Source organism: Escherichia sp. E.sYA108 (assembly GCF_011754335.1).
GTDB classification, from domain to species: domain Bacteria; phylum Pseudomonadota; class Gammaproteobacteria; order Enterobacterales; family Enterobacteriaceae; genus Escherichia; species Escherichia coli.
In genome coordinates, this window is sequence record NZ_JAAQVZ010000001.1 from 2,838,751 (window position 1) to 2,860,181 (window position 21,431).

Genomic DNA, 21,431 nt, shown 5'->3' on the forward strand with positions numbered 1-21,431 from the left:
AAGAGAGCGCCCCCTTTTGGAGTAATTGCCGAAAGCCGTTAGATTCTGGCAATTAAGACAACGTGAACATAGACGATGGCTAACGGTAACGCTAGCATTAAGGGTTATAACTGCAACGTATCTCAAGGACTTGTCATTATTATGCCCCTGCCCGATTTTCGCTTTATCCGCCTGCTACCGCTAGCAGCCCTCGTGCTCACTGCCTGTTCTATTACCACACCCAAAGGCCCAGGCAAAAGCCCGGATTCGCCACAATGGCGTCAGCATCAGCAAGACGTGCGCAATCTTAATCAGTATCAAACTCGCGGCGCGTTCGCTTATATTTCTGACCAACAAAAAGTGTACGCCCGTTTCTTCTGGCAGCAAACTGGCCAGGATCGCTACCGTCTGCTGCTGACTAACCCATTGGGCAGCACGGAACTGGAGCTGAATGCTCAACCGGGTAACGTGCAGTTAGTCGACAATAAAGGTCAGCGTTATACCTCCGATGACGCCGAAGAGATGATTGGCAAATTGACCGGAATGCCAATTCCGCTCAACAGCTTGCGCCAGTGGATTTTAGGTTTACCGGGTGATGCGACTGACTACAAACTTGACGACCAGTACCGCCTGAGTGAAATCACCTACAGCCAGAATGGCAAAAACTGGAAAGTTGTTTACGGTGGTTATGACACAAAAACTCAACCTGCGATGCCAGCCAATATGGAACTCACCGACGGTGGTCAACGCATCAAGTTAAAAATGGATAACTGGATAGTGAAATAATGCGGACACAGTGGCCCTCTCCGGCAAAACTTAATCTGTTTTTATACATTACCGGTCAGCGTGCGGATGGTTACCACACGCTGCAAACGCTGTTTCAGTTTCTTGATTACGGCGACACCATCAGCATTGAGCTTCGTGACGATGGGGATATTCGTCTGTTAACGCCCGTTGAAGGCGTGGAACATGAAGATAACCTGATCGTTCGCGCAGCGAGGTTGTTGATGAAAACTGCGGCAGACAGCGGGCGTCTTTCGACGGGAAGCGGTGCGAATATCAGCATTGACAAGCGTTTGCCGATGGGCGGCGGTCTCGGCGGTGGTTCATCCAATGCCGCGACGGTTCTGGTGGCGTTAAATCATCTCTGGCAATGCGGGCTAAGCATGGATGAGCTGGCGGAAATGGGGCTGACGCTGGGCGCAGATGTTCCTGTCTTTGTTCGTGGTCATGCCGCGTTTGCCGAAGGCGTTGGTGAAATACTAATGCCGGTGGATCCGCCAGAGAAGTGGTATCTGGTGGCGCACCCTGGTGTAAGTATTCCAACACCGGTGATTTTTAAAGATCCTGAACTCCCGCGCAATACGCCAAAAAGGTCAATAGAAACGTTGCTAAAATGTGAATTCAGCAATGATTGCGAGGTTATCGCAAGAAAACGTTTTCGCGAGGTTGATGCGGTGCTTTCCTGGCTGTTAGAATACGCCCCGTCGCGCCTGACTGGGACAGGGGCCTGTGTCTTTGCTGAATTTGATACAGAGTCTGAAGCCCGCCAGGTGCTAGAGCAAGCCCCGGAATGGCTCAATGGCTTTGTGGCGAAAGGCGTTAATCTTTCCCCATTGCACAGAGCCATGCTTTAAGCCGGGCAAGCTGAGTTTCGGTGACAACGTCACCTTGTTCCAGACGTTGCATCGCGCTCTTTAATACACCGCCTGGAAAGAATCATGCCTGGCCCGCACAGTTTTCGGCAGATTCTTTCCACCAATGGACGCATGCCTGAGGTTCTTCTCGTGCCTGATATGAAGCTTTTTGCTGGTAACGCCACCCCGGAACTAGCACAACGTATTGCCAACCGCCTGTACACTTCACTCGGCGACGCCGCTGTAGGTCGCTTTAGCGACGGCGAAGTCAGTGTACAAATTAATGAAAATGTACGCGGTGGTGATATTTTCATCATCCAGTCCACTTGTGCCCCTACTAACGACAACCTGATGGAATTAGTCGTTATGGTTGATGCCCTGCGTCGTGCTTCCGCAGGTCGTATCACCGCTGTTATCCCCTACTTTGGCTATGCGCGCCAGGACCGTCGCGTCCGTTCCGCTCGTGTACCAATCACTGCGAAAGTGGTTGCAGACTTCCTCTCCAGCGTCGGTGTTGACCGTGTGCTGACAGTGGATCTGCACGCTGAACAGATTCAGGGTTTCTTCGACGTTCCGGTTGATAACGTATTTGGTAGCCCGATCCTGCTGGAAGACATGCTGCAGCTGAATCTGGATAACCCAATTGTGGTTTCTCCGGACATCGGCGGCGTTGTGCGTGCCCGCGCTATCGCTAAGCTGCTGAACGATACCGATATGGCAATCATCGACAAACGTCGTCCGCGTGCGAACGTTTCCCAGGTGATGCATATCATCGGTGACGTTGCAGGTCGTGACTGCGTACTGGTCGATGATATGATCGACACTGGCGGTACGCTGTGTAAAGCTGCTGAAGCTCTGAAAGAACGTGGTGCTAAACGTGTATTTGCGTACGCGACTCACCCGATCTTCTCTGGCAACGCGGCGAACAACCTGCGTAACTCTGTAATTGATGAAGTCGTTGTCTGCGATACCATTCCGCTGAGCGATGAAATCAAATCACTGCCGAACGTGCGTACTCTGACCCTGTCAGGTATGCTGGCCGAAGCGATTCGTCGTATCAGCAACGAAGAATCGATCTCTGCCATGTTCGAACACTAATCGAACCCGGCTCAAAGACCCGCTGCGGCGGGTTTTTTTGTCTGTAATATCCATTTGTATGACCTATGCCTCCTTCACCTGCCATTTAGTTGACAGATGATGCGCTCACGGATGAAACATTATTGTGAACAAAATATTTTCCTCACATGTGATGCCTTTCCGCGCTCTGATCGACGCTTGCTGGAAAGAAAAATATACTGCCGCACGGTTTACCCGTGACCTGATTGCCGGGATAACCGTCGGGATTATTGCTATCCCGCTGGCGATGGCGTTGGCTATTGGTAGTGGTGTGGCCCCCCAGTACGGTTTATATACCGCAGCTGTTGCGGGGATTGTCATTGCTCTGACGGGGGGGTCACGCTTTAGCGTTTCCGGTCCGACTGCGGCATTTGTGGTAATTCTCTATCCCGTTTCGCAACAGTTTGGACTGGCAGGACTGCTGGTTGCGACCTTGCTGTCGGGAATCTTTTTGATTCTGATGGGGCTGGCACGCTTTGGTCGCCTGATTGAGTATATTCCGGTTTCCGTCACCTTAGGTTTCACCTCGGGTATCGGGATCACCATCGGTACCATGCAGATTAAAGATTTTCTCGGTCTGCAAATGGCCCATGTCCCGGAACATTATCTACAAAAAGTCGGCGCATTATTTATGGCGCTGCCGACCATTAATGTGGGTGATGCAGCCATTGGCATTGTGACGCTTGGCATTCTGGTTTTCTGGCCGCGTCTGGGCATACGTTTACCCGGCCACCTTCCGGCCTTGCTGGCTGGTTGCGCGGTGATGGGGATTGTTAACCTGCTCGGCGGACATGTTGCTACCATCGGTTCGCAATTCCACTACGTCCTGGCCGATGGTTCTCAGGGTAACGGTATTCCGCAACTGCTGCCGCAACTGGTGCTGCCGTGGGATCTGCCTAATTCAGAATTCACGCTAACCTGGGATTCTATTCGCACACTGCTGCCTGCGGCATTCTCAATGGCAATGCTCGGCGCAATCGAATCTCTGCTCTGCGCCGTGGTGCTGGATGGTATGACCGGGACAAAACACAAGGCGAACAGCGAACTGGTTGGACAGGGATTGGGGAATATTATCGCTCCGTTCTTTGGTGGTATTACCGCTACAGCTGCCATCGCGCGTTCTGCCGCTAACGTCCGTGCCGGGGCAACTTCCCCTATCTCGGCGGTGATCCACTCTATTCTGGTTATTCTTGCCCTGCTGGTACTGGCACCGCTGCTCTCCTGGCTGCCGCTTTCCGCCATGGCAGCCCTGCTGTTGATGGTGGCGTGGAACATGAGTGAAGCGCACAAAGTGGTCGACTTGCTGCGTCATGCACCGAAAGATGACATCATCGTCATGCTGCTGTGCATGTCGCTGACCGTGCTGTTCGATATGGTTATTGCCATCAGCGTGGGGATCGTGCTGGCATCGCTGCTGTTTATGCGTCGTATCGCACGTATGACTCGCCTGGCACCGGTAGTCGTAGACGTTCCAGACGATGTCCTGGTTCTGCGCGTTATTGGCCCGCTGTTTTTTGCTGCCGCTGAAGGCTTATTCACGGACCTGGAGTCACGTCTTGAAGGCAAACGGATTGTGATTCTGAAGTGGGATGCCGTTCCGGTACTTGATGCTGGTGGTCTTGATGCGTTCCAGCGTTTTGTGAAGCGTCTGCCCGAAGGATGTGAACTGCGCGTGTGCAACCTGGAATTCCAGCCACTGCGCACTATGGCTCGCGCAGGCATTCAACCGATCCCGGGACGCCTCGCATTCTTCCCGAATCGTCGCGCGGCGATGGCGGATTTATAAGTACGAGATTGACCAGTCAGCGCAAACTGACTGGTCAGCAAACTGCATTATTTGTTAGCTATGACGGCGATTGTCGCTACGGCGGCAACGTTTGTCATAGTGGCGAACCCACCAGTAACGGTCGCACACCTGTTCATGCCCGCCAACACGGGCACCCGCCAGCCAGAGAATCGCACCGACGAAAATACTTAGCACAGCACCATGTGCGAAATACTGGGGCATATTAAACTGTGGTAACTGGTTGAGGATTGAATACCCCACGCCGACCACCATTACCACCAGACCCAACCCCATGAGCACGTTACCGAGTAACGAAGCGTTTTTGCGTTTCATATGTCACCTCCGGAACTTTCTGGGTTGTAACAGGGAATACCCCTCTTCCTTATGTGTAAAGTATAGACAACACCCTGTAGGTTATGTGCGGGTGTGATCACAATTACAACCCTTATTTCAACAAAACTTTACAAATAAACGCCTGAACACCTTGACTTTCTAATAGTCCACTCAGGCAATAATTGCATTATCTGCATTTGATACGCAGTTTTTTGTCAAGCGGGGCCGCAACCAGTAAACTACGCGCCAGTTATGTACACACTCAGGACAAAAAAACGTGACGATTAAATTGATTGTCGGCCTGGCGAACCCCGGTGCTGAATACGCCGCAACGCGACATAATGCTGGTGCCTGGTTCGTTGACTTACTGGCAGAGCGATTGCGCGCTCCGCTGCGCGAAGAGGCTAAATTCTTTGGTTATACTTCGCGAGTCACCCTTGGAGGCGAAGATGTCCGCCTGTTAGTCCCGACTACATTTATGAATCTCAGCGGCAAAGCCGTTGCGGCGATGGCCAGTTTTTTCCGCATTAATCCGGACGAAATTCTGGTGGCCCACGACGAACTGGATCTGCCTCCTGGCGTCGCCAAATTTAAGTTGGGTGGCGGTCATGGTGGTCACAATGGACTGAAAGACATCATCAGTAAATTGGGTAATAACCCTAACTTTCACCGTTTACGCATCGGAATCGGTCATCCGGGCGATAAAAATAAAGTTGTCGGTTTTGTGTTAGGCAAACCGCCTGTTAGTGAACAGAAGTTAATTGATGAAGCCATCGACGAAGCGGCGCGTTGTACTGAAATGTGGTTTACAGATGGCTTGACCAAAGCAACGAACCGATTGCACGCCTTTAAAGCGCAATAAGTCGTTGTCTGCGGCATTTTTGCCGAGTGCCGTGTATAATAGGCAAAGTTATTTCCATTTCTGCAATCTGTTAGCAATAACAGGTTGATTATTAAGATATTAAGGTGATTTAAATCATGGGATTCAAATGCGGTATCGTCGGTTTGCCCAACGTCGGGAAATCTACCCTGTTCAACGCGCTGACCAAAGCCGGTATTGAAGCGGCCAACTTTCCATTCTGCACCATCGAGCCGAACACGGGCGTCGTACCAATGCCTGACCCTCGCCTGGATCAACTGGCTGAAATCGTAAAACCGCAGCGTACACTTCCCACGACCATGGAATTTGTCGATATCGCCGGTCTGGTAAAAGGCGCATCGAAAGGCGAAGGTCTGGGTAACCAGTTCCTGACCAACATCCGTGAAACCGAAGCGATCGGTCACGTTGTTCGCTGCTTTGAAAATGACAACATCATTCACGTTTCCGGCAAAGTTAACCCGGCGGATGATATTGAAGTTATCAACACCGAACTGGCGCTGGCGGATCTCGACACCTGTGAACGTGCGATTCATCGCGTACAGAAGAAAGCCAAAGGTGGCGATAAAGACGCGAAAGCCGAGCTGGCGGTACTGGAAAAATGCCTGCCCCAGCTGGAAAACGCAGGTATGCTGCGTGCGCTGGATTTAAGCGCTGAAGAGAAAGCGGCTGTTCGTTACCTGAGCTTCCTGACGCTAAAACCAACAATGTACATCGCCAACGTCAACGAAGACGGTTTTGAAAACAACCCGTATCTTGACCAGGTGCGTGAAATCGCAGCGAAAGAAGGTTCTGTTGTAGTTCCGGTTTGTGCTGCTGTTGAAGCAGACATTGCCGAACTGGACGACGAAGAGCGTGACGAGTTTATGCAGGAGCTTGGGCTGGAAGAGCCGGGCCTGAACCGTGTGATCCGTGCCGGTTATAAGCTGCTGAACCTGCAAACTTACTTCACCGCTGGGGTGAAAGAAGTGCGTGCATGGACCATTCCGGTTGGTGCAACCGCGCCGCAGGCAGCGGGCAAAATCCATACTGATTTTGAAAAAGGCTTTATCCGTGCACAAACCATCTCGTTTGAAGATTTCATCACTTACAAAGGTGAACAAGGCGCGAAAGAAGCAGGCAAAATGCGTGCAGAAGGCAAAGATTACATCGTTAAAGATGGCGATGTGATGAACTTCCTGTTCAACGTCTAATTCCGCTAATACTACCCTGGCGGTTAATAACGAGCCATTATGTGAGTTGCACGTAATGGCTTTTTTACGCCTGCTACGCGTCTTCTTTCAATTCTGAGTTACCAAAACTCATAATCAGACTCCTGACAATATTAACAATGCAGCTTTTATGTGATAACAATCACAGTGCATTAACCGTTCAAGAGTTTGTCATGAAAAAAACATTTACCTTCAGCCTGTTAGCAATTGTCTTTGCAAGCCTGTTGAGTGCTTGTGTTCCCCACCATCATCACCGCCACAGCGATGGCCCTCGTGGTCCTGCGCCCTCAGGTAAGCCAATGCCACCTTCAAATGGTGGACCAAATCACGGCAGTCATGGTCGCTATTAATTAGCAATTCATAGCGGGAAAGTACATACTCTCCCGCTATCCACGGCGCTTAAACTGCCCTGCATCAATGCCATGTTGCTTCATTTTCCGCCACAGCGTAGTGCGGCCGATCCCAAGTAAAGCCGACATTTCCTGAATGCGACCGCCTGTGACCTGGGCTGCGTTAATAATTGCCTCTTTTTCAACTTCCGCAAATGACAGACTGGTGGAAAGGCGGGTGGCGCTGACATCATCTGTCGCCTGCTCGGTAAACAGATGTTCCGGCAAATCACTGACGCGAATGCGCCCATTATCACTACTCAGAGCAAGATTCTCGATGACGCTGTAAAGTTCAAAATCGTTGCCAGGCCATGCACAGGAAACCAGGCGAGCGAGGGCATCGTCATCAATTTTCAGCCGCGTAGAGAAGCGTTTTTCAAGGCTGCGTAATTTGTTATTCACCAGCGCCGGAATGCTGCCACGCCGCATACGCAGTGGCGGGATGGTAATTTCAAATGCATGCAGCGCGTAATACAGCTGGCGACTAAAACGATTTTGTTCCACCAGCATTGCGAGGTCCGCGGTCGTTGTGGCAATCACTTTGACATCAATGGGTATTAAACGCCGCGCATCCAGTCGCGTGATAACCCCCTGCTTGATAACCTGAAGCAAGGCAGACTGTAACTCCACCGCCAGATATTCAATCTTTTCAAGAAACAGCGTGCCGCCGTGCGCCAGTTCCAGCCGACTCAGACGGCCATTTTCACTATCCGTGCGATCGCCACCAATAAATTCTTCCGCCAGCGCCGCATCACCATATAACTCACAATTGACGGCGATATAAGGCCCCGCTGCACGCTCGCTTTCATTATGAATTGCCTGACTTAGCAGTGCCTTGCCCACGCCCTCTTCTCCACAAAGCAGGACAGGAAAGCTACTGCGTGCCGCCTGGCGACCAAAATGAATCAAGCGGCGGGTTTGCGGATCGTCCTGTGGCATATGAGCGAAGGTATGGCTGACTTTTCCTAATTGACTGGTCATTAACTGCCGCATCTGTTCCACAGGATGGAGCAATAAAATAAAGCTGGTTCCCTGCGTTTCTATTATCGGTTTAAGGGTTATCACCGCATCAATAAACTGATGCTGACTTTCAAAGGTGGCTTCTACGTGTTTGAGCGGATGTGACTGTTTTATTGCTTGTTGCAATACGGCGGGTAACGTTAAGAGTTCAGTGATTGCTCGTCCCTGACTTGCCGTCGCGTCAAGGCGCAAGACCCGCGCCGCCTGGGCATTGATAAATTGCAAATTACCCTGCTCGTCCCAGCTAATCACGCCATCATCCATACTTTCTAACAGGGCATTAAGTTGATTTAAATGACGGTTAGTTTCAGCGAGCAAACTGTCCGTCAGCAGTAAATTTCCGACCTCGCGTGCGATTGCCAACGTCAACGGCAAATCAGCTGCGGTAGTTTGCTCAACCGGACACGCCAGCGCTATTGTTCCCGTCAATCGGCCCTTGCTGTCAAACAACGGCGTTGCGCAAAAGGCCCAGTTCCAGAGTGCCTGTTTGAAATGTTGATCGGCCATCGTTTTCACGGCCTGACCAGAGATAGCCGCTAACGATAGCGCACAAGTACCAATAATTCCCTCGGCGCAATACGTGCCGTCATTGAATCCCAGTACACTTAGCTGCTGCAAGGTTTGCGGATCGCCATTACGGCTGAGAATGCAGGCGGTTTCATCGAGGATAAGCAACGCACACTCTCGCGGTGCCATATATTCCCAGGCATCTTCCAGCGCAGCCTGCCCGAGCGTCAGCATCGCTTTCTTACGCCGATAAATAGAAGCAAATGTCACGCCCTGGGCCTGGTGTGGTACGTTCCATGTCTCCCGTTTCATCAGCTTATTGCATCTCTCCCAGGAGGTTGCAATTAAGGGAGATATGCCCCGACCATCGTTGTTAAAAGCGCCACTCATATCCCGCATCCCTTATGACAAAAGGTGTTCCGGCTCGCAATTTTAAGTATTAATACACGTAAAAGTTTCAATATGGAACATTCATTAAAGCATATGTTTCACTATGAAACCTAATTTGGGCTAATTTTCTTTTCCCTTGCCTGATGCACAATGGATTCATCGGCAGTCAGTGGTCGCCGTGTCGTTGAACATCATCCATGCCCTACCGTAATTGCTGGAGCAAAATAATGAAAAAATTGATCAATGATGTGCAAGACGTACTGGACGAACAACTGGCAGGACTAGCGAAGGCGCATCCATCGCTGACACTGCATCAGGATCCGGTGTATGTCACCCGAGCTGATGCCCCCGTTGCAGGAAAAGTCGCCCTGCTGTCGGGTGGCGGCAGCGGACACGAGCCGATGCATTGTGGTTATATCGGTCAGGGGATGCTTTCTGGGGCCTGTCCGGGCGAAATTTTCACCTCACCGACGCCCGATAAAATCTTTGAATGCGCCATGCAAATTGATGGCGGCGAAGGTGTACTGTTGATTATCAAAAATTACACCGGCGATATTCTTAACTTCGAAACAGCAACCGAGTTACTGCACGATAGCGGCGTAAAAGTGACCACTGTGGTCATTGATGACGACGTTGCAGTAAAAGACAGTCTTTATACCGCCGGGCGGCGCGGCGTTGCCAACACCGTATTAATTGAAAAACTCGTAGGTGCAGCGGCGGAGCGTGGCGACTCACTGGACGCCTGTGCGGAACTGGGGCGTAAGTTGAATAATCAAGGCCATTCAATAGGTATCGCTCTCGGTGCCTGTACCGTTCCTGCCGCGGGCAAACCTTCTTTTACCCTGGCGGATAATGAGATGGAGTTTGGCGTCGGCATTCATGGTGAGCCAGGTATTGACCGCCGCCCCTTCTCTTCCCTTGATCAAACCGTCGATGAAATGTTCGACACCCTGCTGGAAAATGGCTCATACCATCGCACTTTGCGTTTCTGGGATTATCAACAAGGCAGCTGGCAGGAAGAACCACAAACCAAACAACCGCTCCAGTCTGGCGATCGGGTGATTGCGCTGGTTAACAATCTTGGCGCAACTCCGCTTTCTGAGCTGTACGGCGTCTATAACCGCCTGACCACACGTTGCCAGCAAGCGGGATTGACTATCGAACGTAATTTAATTGGCGCGTACTGCACCTCACTGGATATGACCGGTTTCTCAATCACCTTACTGAAAGTTGATGACGAAACGCTGGCACTCTGGGACGCCCCTGTCCACACCCCGGCCCTTAACTGGGGTAAATAAGGAGAAAGCAATGTCACTGAGCAGAACTCAAATTGTTAACTGGCTCACTCGTTGTGGCGATATTTTCAGCACCGAGAGCGAGTATCTTACTGGACTGGATCGCGAGATTGGCGACGCTGACCACGGGCTAAATATGAATCGAGGCTTTAGCAAAGTGGTGGAAAAACTCCCTGCTATCGCAGATAAAGATATCGGTTTCATTCTCAAGAATACCGGCATGACGCTACTTTCCAGCGTCGGAGGTGCCAGTGGTCCGCTGTTCGGTACCTTCTTTATCCGCGCCGCACAGACAACCCAGGCACGGCAAAGCCTGACGCTGGAAGAGCTTTATCAGATGTTCCGCGATGGCGCGGACGGCGTAATCAGTCGCGGGAAAGCCGAACCTGGCGATAAAACCATGTGTGATGTGTGGGTGCCGGTGGTGGAATCGTTACGTCAGTCCTGCGAGCAAAATCTCCCTGTTCCGGCGGCGCTCGACGCTGCCAGTAGCATCGCCGAATCCGCTGCACAAAGTACGATTACGATGCAAGCCCGCAAAGGCCGCGCCAGTTATCTCGGTGAACGCAGTATTGGTCACCAGGATCCCGGCGCGACCTCGGTGATGTTTATGATGCAAATGTTGGCGTTAGCCGCAAAAGAGTAAGGAATTGGTGATGGTAAACCTGGTCATAGTTTCACATAGCAGCCGACTGGGAGAAGGTGTCGGTGAATTAGCCCGTCAGATGTTAATGAGTGATAATTGTAAAATCGCCATTGCCGCGGGAATTGACGATCCACAAAATCCCATTGGTACCGATGCCGTCAAAGTGATGGAGGCCATCGAATCTGTTGCCGATGCCGACCATGTGCTGGTCATGATGGATATGGGTAGCGCATTATTGAGTGCTGAAACTGCGCTGGAATTGCTGGCTCCCGAGATCGCCGCAAAAGTACGTTTGTGTGCTGCGCCGTTGGTCGAAGGTACACTGGCAGCAACGGTCAGCGCGGCCTCGGGGGCGGATATCGACAAAGTTATCTTTGACGCCATGCATGCGCTGGAAGCCAAACGTGAACAACTGGGTTTACCGTCCTCTGACACTGAAATCTCTGGCACATGTCCTCCGTACGATGAAGAAGCCCGTTCTCTGTCGGTGGTCATAAAAAACCGTAACGGCCTGCATGTACGTCCGGCCTCCCGGCTGGTTTATACCTTATCGACATTTAATGCCGATATGTTGCTGGAGAAAAACGGCAAATGCGTTACACCGGAGAGTATTAACCAGATTGCGTTACTACAAGTTCGCTATAACGATACGCTGCGCCTGATTGCGAAAGGACCAGAAGCTGAAGAGGCACTGATCGCTTTCCGTCAGCTGGCTGAAGATAACTTTGGTGAAACGGAGGAAGTTGCTCCACCTACTCTGCGTCCCGTTCCGCCTGTTTCGGGTAAAGCCTTTTATTATCAACCTGTTTTATGTACGGTACAGGCAAAATCAACCCTGACCGTGGAAGAAGAACAAGAACGATTACGCCAGGCCATTGACTTCACGTTATTAGATCTGATGACGTTAACAGCGAAAGCAGAAACCAGTGGGCTTGACGATATTGCCGCAATCTTTTCTGGTCACCATACACTGTTAGATGATCCGGAACTGCAGGCGGCGGCAAGCGAACTCCTTCAGCATGAACATTGCACGGCGGAATATGCCTGGCAGCAAGTTCTTAAAGAACTTAGCCAGCAATACCAACAGCTGGATGATGAATATCTACAGGCTCGCTATATCGATGTGGACGATCTTCTGCATCGCACCCTGGTCCACCTGACCCAAACGAAAGAAGAACTCCCGCAGTTTAACTCGCCAACTATTCTACTGGCGGAGAACATTTATCCCTCCACAGTACTGCAACTGGATCCAGCGGTTGTAAAAGGTATCTGCCTTAGCGCCGGAAGTCCGCTATCCCACAGTGCCCTAATCGCCCGTGAACTGGGAATTGGCTGGATTTGCCAGCAGGGTGAGAAACTGTATGCGATACAACCAGAAGAAACGCTAACGCTGGACGTTAAAACGCAACGTTTCAACCATCAGGGTTAAACCACCGTTCGGATGGCATCATTCTGATGTCATCCGGCAATTTACTCTGCACTGATGTTTTTAACTACCTGTTATATTTTTCACCAAATTATGATGATTTTTCTTCGCTAATCGCAAACCCAACGTCGCTGGCTGACTAATAAACAGATGTTATTTTATCACTCTATTTCGCCGTTATTTATCTCTTTAATTCCCTTTTCTAAAATGTCTGTCAGTTCGCAGAATGTGATTTCGATCATGCAGCTAGTGCGATCCTGAACTAAGGTTTTCTGATACTTGAATACCGTTTTATTCGGTTTCGCCAAAGGAGAATGACTGATGAAATCCCCCGCACCTTCTCGCCCGCAAAAAATGGCGTTAATTCCAGCCTGCATCTTTTTGTGTTTCGCTGCGCTATCGGTGCAGGCAGAAGAAACATCGGTAACACCACAACCGCCTGATATTTTATTAGGGCCGCTGTTTAATGATGTGCAAAACGCCAAACTTTTTCCGGACCAAAAAACCTTTGCCGATGCCGTGCCGAACAGCGATCCGCTGATGATCCTTGCTGATTATCGGATGCAGCAAAACCAGAGCGGATTTGATCTACGCCATTTCGTTAACGTCAATTTCACCCTGCCGAAAGAGGGCGAGAAATATGTTCCGCCAGAGGGGCAATCACTGCGCGAACATATTGACGGACTTTGGCCGGTATTAACGCGTTCTACCGAAAACACCGAAAAATGGGATTCTCTATTACCGCTGCCAAAACCTTATGTCGTGCCCGGCGGACGTTTTCGCGAGGTATATTACTGGGACAGTTACTTCACCATGTTAGGACTTGCCGAAAGCGGTCACTGGGATAAAGTCGCGGATATGGTAGCCAATTTTGCTCATGAAATAGACACTTACGGTCATATTCCCAACGGCAACCGCAGTTACTATTTAAGCCGCTCGCAGCCGCCCTTCTTTGCCCTGATGGTAGAGTTACTGGCGCAGCATGAAGGCGACGCCGCGTTGAAACAATACCTGCCGCAAATGCAAAAAGAATATGCTTACTGGATGGACGGTGTTGAAAACCTGCAAGCCGGACAACAGGAAAAACGCGTTGTAAAACTTCAGGATGGTACCCTTCTCAACCGCTACTGGGACGATCGCGATACGCCACGACCAGAGTCATGGGTGGAAGATATTGCCACTGCCAAAAGCAATCCGAATCGACCTGCCACTGAAATTTACCGCGACCTGCGCTCTGCCGCTGCGTCTGGCTGGGATTTCAGCTCACGCTGGATGGACAATCCGCAGCAGTTAAATACCTTACGCACCACCAGCATCGTACCGGTCGATCTGAACAGCCTGATGTTTAAAATGGAAAAAATCCTCGCCCGCGCCAGCAAAGCTGCCGGAGATAACGCGATGGCAAACCAGTACGAAACGCTGGCGAATGCCCGTCAAAAAGGGATCGAAAAATACCTGTGGAACGATCAACAAGGCTGGTATGCCGATTACGACCTGAAAAGTCATAAAGTGCGCAATCAGTTAACCGCGGCCGCCCTGTTCCCGCTGTACGTCAATGCGGCAGCGAAAGATCGCGCCAGCAAAATGGCGACGGCGACGAAAACACATCTGCTGCAACCCGGCGGCCTGAACACCACGTCGGTGAAAAGTGGACAACAATGGGATGCGCCAAACGGCTGGGCACCGTTGCAGTGGGTCGCGACAGAAGGATTACAAAACTACGGGCAAAAAGAGGTGGCGATGGACATTAGCTGGCACTTCCTGACCAATGTTCAGCACACCTATGACCGGGAGAAAAAGCTGGTGGAAAAATATGATGTCAGCGCCACCGGAACAGGGGGCGGCGGTGGCGAATATCCATTACAGGATGGCTTTGGCTGGACCAATGGCGTGACGCTGAAAATGCTGGATTTGATCTGCCCGAAAGAGCAACCGTGTGACAATGTTCCGGCGACGCGTCCACTCAGTGAGTCAACAACACAGCCGGTAAAACAAAAAGAGGCGGAACCTACGCCTTAACTTTGCTGTATATCGAGCAATGCCATTATGTGCATAAAATTGGCATTGCTCTTTTTTCGCCACGAAATGCCCCCCATTCTACGGTCTATGCCTTTATTTTCTTTTATCAGAGAAGATTTTAATTTTATTTTATCAATTTGTTAATCATTACACCTCTATTTATATTTTTCGCCACTCCGCCATTCTCCCTGACAATTTTCTTGTGGAACAAAGTGTTATTTAAGCAACAAGCAAATCATTCTGTCTCTTTAGACAAATTTTGACATCAAACATGATTTTTTTCGATATATATGTAAATATATAGCGGTTTTTATTATCAGGATATAACTTATGTCACTAACCAGACGGAGGTTTACACAGATTCTTGCGTCGACATTGTTCCTGCATCATCTGCCGTCCTTTGCACAATCAGTCAAATTCTGGGCCTCACTGACGCTTCCCGAAGCCCAAAACATTACACGCATCGTCAGCGCAGGCGCGCCCGCCGATTTACTATTGCTGGCTGTCGCGCCAGAAAAAATGGTCGGTTTTTCCTCTTTTGATTTTGCCCGTCAGGCATTAATTCCATTGCCAGAGCACATTCGCCAGTTCCCCAGGCTGGGACGACTCGCCGGGCGCGCCAGCACACTCTCGCTGGAAGGGCTTATGGCGTTACATCCCGATTTGGTCGTTGATTGCGGCAATACGGATGAAACCTGGATCTCCCAGGCACGGCAGGTTAGCGAACAGACACAAATACCCTGGTTATTGCTTAACGGGAAACTGGAACAATCAGCAGAACAGTTAACAACGCTTGGCAAAACGTTAGGCGAAGAGCACCGCGCCGCAGAACAAGCCAATCTCGCCAGCCGCTTCGTTGGTGAAGCTCAGGCATTCGCCACCTCACCCGCCGCTAACCTCAGCTTTTATGCTGCGCGCGGTCCTCGAGGGCTGGAAACGGGCTTACAGGGTTCGTTGCATACCGAGGCGGCGGAATTATTAGGTTTGCATAACGTCGCGCAAATAGCCGATCGCCACGGTCTGACACAGGTTTCCATGGAAAATCTCCTGCGCTGGCAGCCGGATATTATTCTGGTTCAGGAGGCCGTTACTGCAGATTTTATTCGTCGTGATCCTCTCTGGCAGGGCGTGAAAGCGGTTGCGGAACAACGCATCTTATTTTTAAGTGGCCTGCCCTTTGGCTGGCTGGATGCCCCGCCGGGAATCAACCGTCTTCTGGGATTACGCAGACTTCACGCCTGGCTGGATCCCGCCATCAATCGCCAGTTTAAAAGTGACATGCAGCATTACGCCCAACTGTTCTGGCATTGTTCACTCAGTGACGCCGACTATCAAAAATTGGTGGCGAGCTAATGAGAACCGTAAACGGATGTATTTTGCTGCTGGCAGCTATCAGTATCACTTTTGCCGCCGTAAGTGGGGCTTATCATCTCGATATGCAGCAACTGCTGGCGCTCATTCTTCGTCAAGAAAATGTTCCTGTGCAAGAACAAATTGTCTTCTGGCAAATCCGCGTGCCGCGTATTCTTGCTGCGCTGTTTCTGGGCGCGGCGCTGGCAGGGGCCGGAACCACCTATCAGGGAATGTTCCGTAATCCCTTAGTGTCACCGGATATTTTAGGCGTCTCCGCCGGTGCCGGACTTGGTGCCTGCGCGGCAATCCTGTGCGGATTATCCATTGTTTACATCCAGCTGTACGCATTTTGCGGCGGGCTGATGGTGGTCGCGGGCGTCTGGTTGATTACGCGTCGGGTGACCCGCCACGCTCCGATCTTAACCCTGGTGCTGGTAGGTATTGCATTAGGCACGTTGTGCGGAGCGGGGATATCGCTAATAAAAACGCTGGCCGATCCTTACACCCAGTTACCGTCAATTACCTTCTGGTTGCTGGGGGGGCTGTCCACCGTGACCTTACGCGATCTCTGCTATGCTGCACCGATCATTCTCATAGGCTCCTTGCCCCTGTTTTTTCTCCGCTGGCGCATGAATTTACTCACACTTTCCGACGACGAAGCCCGTTCGCTGGGACTGAACGTGACACGTCTGCGCTTTGGATTGATTGTCTGCGCCACACTCATCACCGCCAGCACGGTAGCAATAGCAGGCATAATTGGTTGGGTCGGCCTGGTCGTTCCGCACATTGCCCGCTTGTTGACCGGTCATAACCATCAGCAGCTGTTGCCCATGGCAATGTGTACTGGCGCGATTCTGCTCCTGCTTACCGATACGCTGGCACGCAGCATTGGAACAACAGAAATCCCACTTGGCATTCTGACCGCTTTTGTTGGCGCACCGTTTTTCCTGTTTTTGTTGTTACGCGGAGGTCGCCAGTGACTTTGCTTGCCGTCCGTCATGCGTCTCTGGGTTACTCCCGCCATCCGGTGCTACGCGACGTGTCCTTCACCCTGTCGCAAGGAACAATTTGTTGTCTGTTAGGAGCCAATGGTTGCGGCAAAACCACACTCATGCGCTCCATTCTTGGCGTTATACCGTTATTAAAAGGCGAGATCTTACTGGATAGCCTCCCTGTGCAGACACTCAGCCATCGCCAGCGCGCGCAGGCTATTGCCTGGGTGCCGCAGGCGCACGACGGCATTTTTGCTTTTAGTGTGCTGGATATGGTGTTGATGGGCCTGGCCCCCACCATAGGCGCTTTTTCCGTTCCCGGTAAGCAAGAACGCCTGAAAGCAACGGAGCAACTGGAAAAGCTGGGCATTTTGCATCTGGCGACACGACGCTGGAATACGCTTAGCGGCGGTGAACGTCAGCTGGCTTTAATCGCCCGTGCACTCGTCCAGCAACCGCGCTTGTTATTACTGGATGAGCCTGCCTCCAGCCTCGATTTCGGTCATCAGATCCAACTTCTGGACACGCTGGCGCAGCTCAAAAATAACGGCATGACAATGTTAATGTCGACTCATCATCCGCTCCATGCAAACGCCATTGCCGACAGCATTATCCAGGTAGAGCCAGATGGACGAGTAACACAAGGCTTACCGACCGAACAGTTAACAACGAAAAAACTGGCTGCCCTGTACCGGGTTTCTGCCGACCAGATTCACCATCACCTCTCTGCAATTAAGCACTAAGGAAAAATCATGCTCATTGACGATATTGATTTTGCAGACCTTTACCTTCAGCAACTCAGGCTGGCCCATCGCACAGAAAAAACGCCGGATCACTGGGATCAACGGGCGGAAAAAATGGCGGAAAATTGCGCCTCGCCTACGGACAGCTACCTGCAACAACTGACCTCAAAAATTGACCTGCAAGGCGCGCAAACCTTATTCGATATGGGCTGCGGACCGGGTACCGTATCGCTGGCGCTGGCGGACAAACTCACGACGATTTATGGCGTTGATTACAGTCAGGGGATGCTGAACGTTGCCGCCCGTCGCGCCGCCGCGCTAAAGGCAGACAATGTCCACTGGATCCAGCGCGCCTGGGAAGAGGACTGGAGTGACCTGCCACGCTGCGATATTGCCGTGGCTTCCCGCTCCACTCTGGTGGCTGATATGCGCCAGGCAATGAGCAAACTGAATAATCAGGCACGGCTTCGCGTCTATACGACTCATCTGGTCAGCACCTCGTTCGTCTCTCCAGCCATTCAGCGGGCGGCTGGTCGGGAAGTGATCGAATTACCCAACTATATCTTTGCGCTCAACGTCCTGTATCAGATGGGAATTTATGCTCACGTTGATTTTATCCGTGGACAAAATTGCCAACAGGATAACAGCACCTGGGAACGTTTTGAGCAGAACGTCAGCTGGAGTCTGGGCGCGCTTAACGACGATGAGCGTGAGCGGTTATATCGCTGGTATCAACAACAAGATGCTCGTGCCCTCGCCCCTGCCAGCCGCGACTGGGCGCTCATCTGGTGGGATAGCGTACCGCAGGAGACACTGCGATGATTTTCCTTTCTCAGGCACAAATCGATGCGTTACTTCTGGAAGATATCCAGGGCGGTGACCTGACCACGCGAGCATTAAATATTGGACACCAGCATGGCTATATAGAGTTTTTTCTCCGTCAGGGCGGCTGCGTCAGCGGAATTTCTGTCGCGTGTAAGATGTTAACTACGCTGGGATTAACTATTGATGACGCGGTCAGCGACGGTTCACAAGCGAACGCGGGTCAGCGGCTAATCCGTGCGCAAGGTAATGCCGCAGCACTTCATCAGGGATGGAAGGCAGTCCAGAATGTGCTGGAGTGGAGTTGCGGTGTTTCTGATTATCTCGCTCAAATGCTGGCGTTACTTCGTGAACGTTACCCTGATGGCAATATCGCCTGCACCCGAAAAGCAATTCCGGGCACCCGCTTACTGGCCTCGCAGGCAATTCTGGCTGCCGGAGGACTGATTCATCGTGCCGGATGTGCGGAAACCATATTATTGTTTGCCAACCACCGCCATTTTCTTCATGACAATCAGGACTGGTCAGGCGCAATCAATCAGTTACGTCGCCACGCACCCGAGAAGAAAATAGTTGTTGAAGCCGACACGCCGAAAGAGGCAATCGCCGCGTTACGCGCGCAACCAGACGTACTTCAGCTCGACAAATTTAGTCCGCAACAGGCAACTGAAATTGCGCAAATAGCACCGTCGCTGGCTCCCCACTGCACGCTGGCTCTGACCGGCGGAATTAATCTGACAACACTCAAAAATTACCTCGACTGCGGCATTCGCCTTTTTATTACCTCCGCGCCTTATTACGCGGCACCTGCTGACATTAAAGTCAGTCTGCAACCCGCAGCCTCTATTTAATTCTTTGTTAAACGGAATTTATTCTATGAGACTCAAAAAACGTTATCTCTGCACAGTATTATCACTTGCCTTTACCCAGCAGTCCGTAGCGGCTCAGGAGAGTGACACGCTGACCGTATGGTCCAGTCCGGTATCATCGACGACAACCACCGTTCTCGATCAACCCACCATGAAGGCCCTGGATAAACAGAATGTCGCTCAGGCATTAAGTGTCGTCCCCGGCGTGGTGCTGCAAAAGTCAGGTAGCCGCAACGAAGAACAGGTCAAAGTTCGTGGCTTTGATAGTCGTCAGGTGCCGGTCTATTTCGACGGTGTGCCCATTTATGTTCCCTATGACGGCAACCTCGATCTGGCGCGGATTCTGACCAACAATTTGGGGGCAGTTGAAGTTTCCAAAGGGTATTCGTCGCTGCTTCAGGGGCCTAATCAGATGGGCGGAGCCATTAATATCACCACCCAGAAGCCGACTAAACCGCTGGAAGCCAGTCTGGGATATCGTCAGGGATGGAGCCGTAGCCAGGACAATGCCTACGATATGCATGCTTCATTTGCCGCCAGCAGCGATCTGGGGTATTTGCAAGTCAGCGGTAGCCAGCTAAAGCAGGATTTTCTCGGCCTGCCGCATGGTGTAAATAATGATATTGCAGGCAAACACGGCAAGATGATTAATTCATCGGCTGATGATAAACGCGGCATTGTGAAGCTCGGTTTTACACCACGCGAAAACGATGAATACACATTGACTTACATTAAGCAGGATGGTGAAAAAGATAACCCGCCATACAGTGGAAATAGTGGTCAGAAATCACGCTACTGGCAGTGGCCAGAGTATGACAAAGAAAGTTTTTATTATCAGGGAACGACCCAACTAAACGATCGTTTTACCCTGAAAAGTCGGCTGTATCACGACACCTTTGAAAATACGCTAATGATGTACAACTCGCTGGCTGATTTGAAAAATAAAAAAGGCAGCTACAGCCATTATTCCGATTACAGCGACGGTGCCGGGTTACAACTGGCAGCCGATGTGCGTGAAAACGATCTGCTGTCGTTTGCCGTTAACTGGAAAGATGACGTACACCGGGAAAAAGGTGCGCCGCACGCCGCTTACGATCGCTATGAAGATCGTACCTGGTCGCTCGCCAGTGAATATCAATGGGCTGCTGCCGATAATGTCGATGTCGTGGCTGGAATCAGCTATGACTGGCGCGATAGCGTAGAAGCGAAAAAACATGAGAAAGATGGCAGTATCACCCATTATGACGACAACAATCAGTCAGCTTTTAACTGGCAGGTGATGGGGAAATACCACTTTGCCAATGAAGACACGCTGGCGCTTTCGTACTATGACCGCACACGCTTTCCGACGCTGAAAGAACGCTATACCACGTCCAAACCTGCGTATAACCAGATAGCGATTGTTAACCCGCAGCTCAAGCCGGAACGCGCGCGCGGGGTGGATTTAACCTGGAATGGTGCCTTCACGCACGACTGGGGATTTGAGGTCAGCGTTTACTATAACCGGGTGAGTGATGCCATCCTCTCGCACAATATCGATGCCGATACCATTCAAAATCAGAACAGCGGCACGGTGGATTACAGCGGTCTGGATGCCGGTATTAAGGGGAAAATCAGCAATATACTGGATGTAGGATTGAGCTACGCCCTGATCCACGCTGATGCCAAACGCAAAGACATCGGCAAGATAACCGATCTGCCAACGCAGACAATGACCGCATGGATGACTCTCAAACCGTGGGAGCCGTTAAGCGTAACGCTGTCGGAAGAGGCGCGTTCCTCCAGCTACAGCAACAGTGACGGTTCACAAAAAGCCGCCGGTTTTGCGGTGACCCACATTCGAGCCGATTACACCTTAGGTCATGGCTTCAGCGTTAATGCGTCGGTCAATAACCTGTTTGATACCAAATATGCCTACAGTGAAGGGTTTATTGAAGAAGGTCGCAATTTCTGGGCTGGTATCGAGTATACGTTCTGATGTGAAAGCGGATAGCGGCATCTGTATCGCTATCCGCCTTATG

19 protein-coding genes are annotated in these 21,431 nt (G+C 51.1%); 17 read left to right on the forward strand and 2 right to left on the reverse strand.

The genetic code is table 11. From position 1 onward, the window contains the following. The first annotated feature begins 141 nt into the window (after positions 1 to 141). The 4 genes from lolB to dauA all read left to right on the forward strand — a co-directional run bounded on the left by lolB (position 142) and on the right by dauA (position 4,518). Positions 142 to 765: a lipoprotein insertase outer membrane protein LolB gene (gene lolB, locus HBM92_RS13405; protein WP_001130677.1), complete on the forward strand. Its 624-nt coding sequence runs from the start codon at positions 142 to 144 to the stop codon at positions 763 to 765. After that, the gene (ispE, locus tag HBM92_RS13410) at positions 765 to 1,616 is read left to right on the forward strand and encodes a 4-(cytidine 5'-diphospho)-2-C-methyl-D-erythritol kinase (protein WP_001260345.1); all 852 of its coding nucleotides are present in this window, start codon (positions 765 to 767) and stop codon (positions 1,614 to 1,616) included. Before lolB ends, ispE begins: the two co-directional genes overlap by 1 nt. A gap of 150 nt (positions 1,617 to 1,766) precedes the next feature. Continuing rightward, positions 1,767 to 2,714: a ribose-phosphate diphosphokinase gene (gene prs / locus HBM92_RS13415; RefSeq protein ID WP_001298109.1), complete on the forward strand. Its 948-nt coding sequence runs from the start codon at positions 1,767 to 1,769 to the stop codon at positions 2,712 to 2,714. A gap of 124 nt (positions 2,715 to 2,838) precedes the next feature. Next, positions 2,839 to 4,518, forward strand: coding sequence for a C4-dicarboxylic acid transporter DauA (dauA, locus tag HBM92_RS13420; RefSeq protein ID WP_001033350.1), 1,680 nt, complete (start codon positions 2,839 to 2,841; stop codon positions 4,516 to 4,518). 54 nt (positions 4,519 to 4,572) lie between these two features. Here dauA and ychH read toward each other — a convergent pair whose 3' ends face one another. Next, positions 4,573 to 4,851, reverse strand: a complete 279-nt coding sequence (gene ychH / locus HBM92_RS13425) for a stress-induced protein YchH (RefSeq protein WP_000823885.1) — start codon at positions 4,849 to 4,851, stop codon at positions 4,573 to 4,575. 277 nt (positions 4,852 to 5,128) lie between these two features. On the opposite strand from ychH, the gene pth reads away from it, so the two are divergent. The 3 genes from pth (at position 5,129) to HBM92_RS13440 (ending at position 7,289) form a co-directional block, all read left to right on the forward strand. Continuing rightward, complete coding sequence (gene pth, locus HBM92_RS13430) at positions 5,129 to 5,713, forward strand: aminoacyl-tRNA hydrolase (protein WP_000152933.1); 585 nt, start codon at positions 5,129 to 5,131, stop codon at positions 5,711 to 5,713. A gap of 116 nt (positions 5,714 to 5,829) precedes the next feature. Beyond that, positions 5,830 to 6,921: a redox-regulated ATPase YchF gene (ychF, locus tag HBM92_RS13435; protein ID WP_000505872.1), complete on the forward strand. Its 1,092-nt coding sequence runs from the start codon at positions 5,830 to 5,832 to the stop codon at positions 6,919 to 6,921. Between the two features lie 191 nt (positions 6,922 to 7,112). Further along, the gene (locus tag HBM92_RS13440) at positions 7,113 to 7,289 is read left to right on the forward strand and encodes a hypothetical protein (RefSeq protein ID WP_001311636.1); all 177 of its coding nucleotides are present in this window, start codon (positions 7,113 to 7,115) and stop codon (positions 7,287 to 7,289) included. A 36-nt stretch (positions 7,290 to 7,325) separates the two neighbouring features. Here HBM92_RS13440 and dhaR read toward each other — a convergent pair whose 3' ends face one another. Further along, positions 7,326 to 9,245: a dihydroxyacetone kinase operon transcriptional regulator DhaR gene (gene dhaR / locus HBM92_RS13445; protein ID WP_001443119.1), complete on the reverse strand. Its 1,920-nt coding sequence runs from the start codon at positions 9,243 to 9,245 to the stop codon at positions 7,326 to 7,328. 227 nt (positions 9,246 to 9,472) lie between these two features. Between dhaR and dhaK the strand changes: the two genes are divergently transcribed. The 10 genes from dhaK to HBM92_RS13500 all read left to right on the forward strand — a co-directional run bounded on the left by dhaK (position 9,473) and on the right by HBM92_RS13500 (position 21,388). Further along, positions 9,473 to 10,543, forward strand: a complete 1,071-nt coding sequence (gene dhaK, locus HBM92_RS13450) for a dihydroxyacetone kinase subunit DhaK (RefSeq protein WP_000733694.1) — start codon at positions 9,473 to 9,475, stop codon at positions 10,541 to 10,543. A 10-nt stretch (positions 10,544 to 10,553) separates the two neighbouring features. Further along, positions 10,554 to 11,186, forward strand: coding sequence for a dihydroxyacetone kinase subunit DhaL (dhaL, locus tag HBM92_RS13455; protein ID WP_001298093.1), 633 nt, complete (start codon positions 10,554 to 10,556; stop codon positions 11,184 to 11,186). A 10-nt stretch (positions 11,187 to 11,196) separates the two neighbouring features. Then, positions 11,197 to 12,615, forward strand: coding sequence for a dihydroxyacetone kinase phosphoryl donor subunit DhaM (dhaM, locus tag HBM92_RS13460; protein WP_001304434.1), 1,419 nt, complete (start codon positions 11,197 to 11,199; stop codon positions 12,613 to 12,615). A 318-nt stretch (positions 12,616 to 12,933) separates the two neighbouring features. Continuing rightward, positions 12,934 to 14,631, forward strand: coding sequence for an alpha,alpha-trehalase (treA, locus tag HBM92_RS13465; RefSeq protein ID WP_000841742.1), 1,698 nt, complete (start codon positions 12,934 to 12,936; stop codon positions 14,629 to 14,631). Between the two features lie 330 nt (positions 14,632 to 14,961). Beyond that, a complete protein-coding gene (locus tag HBM92_RS13475) occupies positions 14,962 to 15,984 on the forward strand; it encodes an iron ABC transporter substrate-binding protein (RefSeq protein ID WP_000060136.1) in 1,023 nt (340 codons plus the stop codon). Further along, complete coding sequence (locus HBM92_RS13480) at positions 15,984 to 16,964, forward strand: FecCD family ABC transporter permease (RefSeq protein WP_001261256.1); 981 nt, start codon at positions 15,984 to 15,986, stop codon at positions 16,962 to 16,964. The genes HBM92_RS13475 and HBM92_RS13480 overlap by 1 nt, the downstream gene beginning before the upstream one ends. Continuing rightward, a complete protein-coding gene (locus tag HBM92_RS13485) occupies positions 16,961 to 17,719 on the forward strand; it encodes an ABC transporter ATP-binding protein (protein WP_000173310.1) in 759 nt (252 codons plus the stop codon). Before HBM92_RS13480 ends, HBM92_RS13485 begins: the two co-directional genes overlap by 4 nt. Positions 17,720 to 17,728: 9 nt before the next feature. Continuing rightward, entirely contained in the window at positions 17,729 to 18,541 is an 813-nt protein-coding gene (locus HBM92_RS13490; RefSeq protein WP_000904011.1) for a class I SAM-dependent methyltransferase, read from the forward strand. Next, a complete protein-coding gene (modD, locus tag HBM92_RS13495) occupies positions 18,538 to 19,392 on the forward strand; it encodes a ModD protein (protein ID WP_000576827.1) in 855 nt (284 codons plus the stop codon). The genes HBM92_RS13490 and modD overlap by 4 nt, the downstream gene beginning before the upstream one ends. Positions 19,393 to 19,417: 25 nt before the next feature. Next, entirely contained in the window at positions 19,418 to 21,388 is a 1,971-nt protein-coding gene (locus tag HBM92_RS13500) for a TonB-dependent receptor plug domain-containing protein (RefSeq protein ID WP_001304440.1), read from the forward strand. The last annotated feature ends 43 nt before the right edge of the window (positions 21,389 to 21,431 follow it).

Excerpts from the sequence above, each read along its gene's own strand:
- ispE (WP_001260345.1), top strand. The coding sequence starts at position 765 with ATGCGGACACAGTGGCCCTCTCCGGCAAAACTTAATCTGTTTTTATAC.
- HBM92_RS13490 (WP_000904011.1), top strand. The coding sequence starts at position 17,729 with ATGCTCATTGACGATATTGATTTTGCAGACCTTTACCTTCAGCAACTC.
- dhaM (WP_001304434.1), top strand. The coding sequence starts at position 11,197 with ATGGTAAACCTGGTCATAGTTTCACATAGCAGCCGACTGGGAGAAGGT.
- modD (WP_000576827.1), top strand. The coding sequence starts at position 18,538 with ATGATTTTCCTTTCTCAGGCACAAATCGATGCGTTACTTCTGGAAGAT.
- ychH (WP_000823885.1), bottom strand. The coding sequence starts at position 4,851 with ATGAAACGCAAAAACGCTTCGTTACTCGGTAACGTGCTCATGGGGTTG.
- HBM92_RS13475 (WP_000060136.1), top strand. The coding sequence starts at position 14,962 with ATGTCACTAACCAGACGGAGGTTTACACAGATTCTTGCGTCGACATTG.
- dhaK (WP_000733694.1), top strand. The coding sequence starts at position 9,473 with ATGAAAAAATTGATCAATGATGTGCAAGACGTACTGGACGAACAACTG.
- lolB (WP_001130677.1), top strand. The coding sequence starts at position 142 with ATGCCCCTGCCCGATTTTCGCTTTATCCGCCTGCTACCGCTAGCAGCC.
- ychF (WP_000505872.1), top strand. The coding sequence starts at position 5,830 with ATGGGATTCAAATGCGGTATCGTCGGTTTGCCCAACGTCGGGAAATCT.
- HBM92_RS13500 (WP_001304440.1), top strand. The coding sequence starts at position 19,418 with ATGAGACTCAAAAAACGTTATCTCTGCACAGTATTATCACTTGCCTTT.
- HBM92_RS13480 (WP_001261256.1), top strand. The coding sequence starts at position 15,984 with ATGAGAACCGTAAACGGATGTATTTTGCTGCTGGCAGCTATCAGTATC.
- treA (WP_000841742.1), top strand. The coding sequence starts at position 12,934 with ATGAAATCCCCCGCACCTTCTCGCCCGCAAAAAATGGCGTTAATTCCA.
- HBM92_RS13440 (WP_001311636.1), top strand. The coding sequence starts at position 7,113 with ATGAAAAAAACATTTACCTTCAGCCTGTTAGCAATTGTCTTTGCAAGC.
- dhaL (WP_001298093.1), top strand. The coding sequence starts at position 10,554 with ATGTCACTGAGCAGAACTCAAATTGTTAACTGGCTCACTCGTTGTGGC.
- dhaR (WP_001443119.1), bottom strand. The coding sequence starts at position 9,245 with ATGAGTGGCGCTTTTAACAACGATGGTCGGGGCATATCTCCCTTAATT.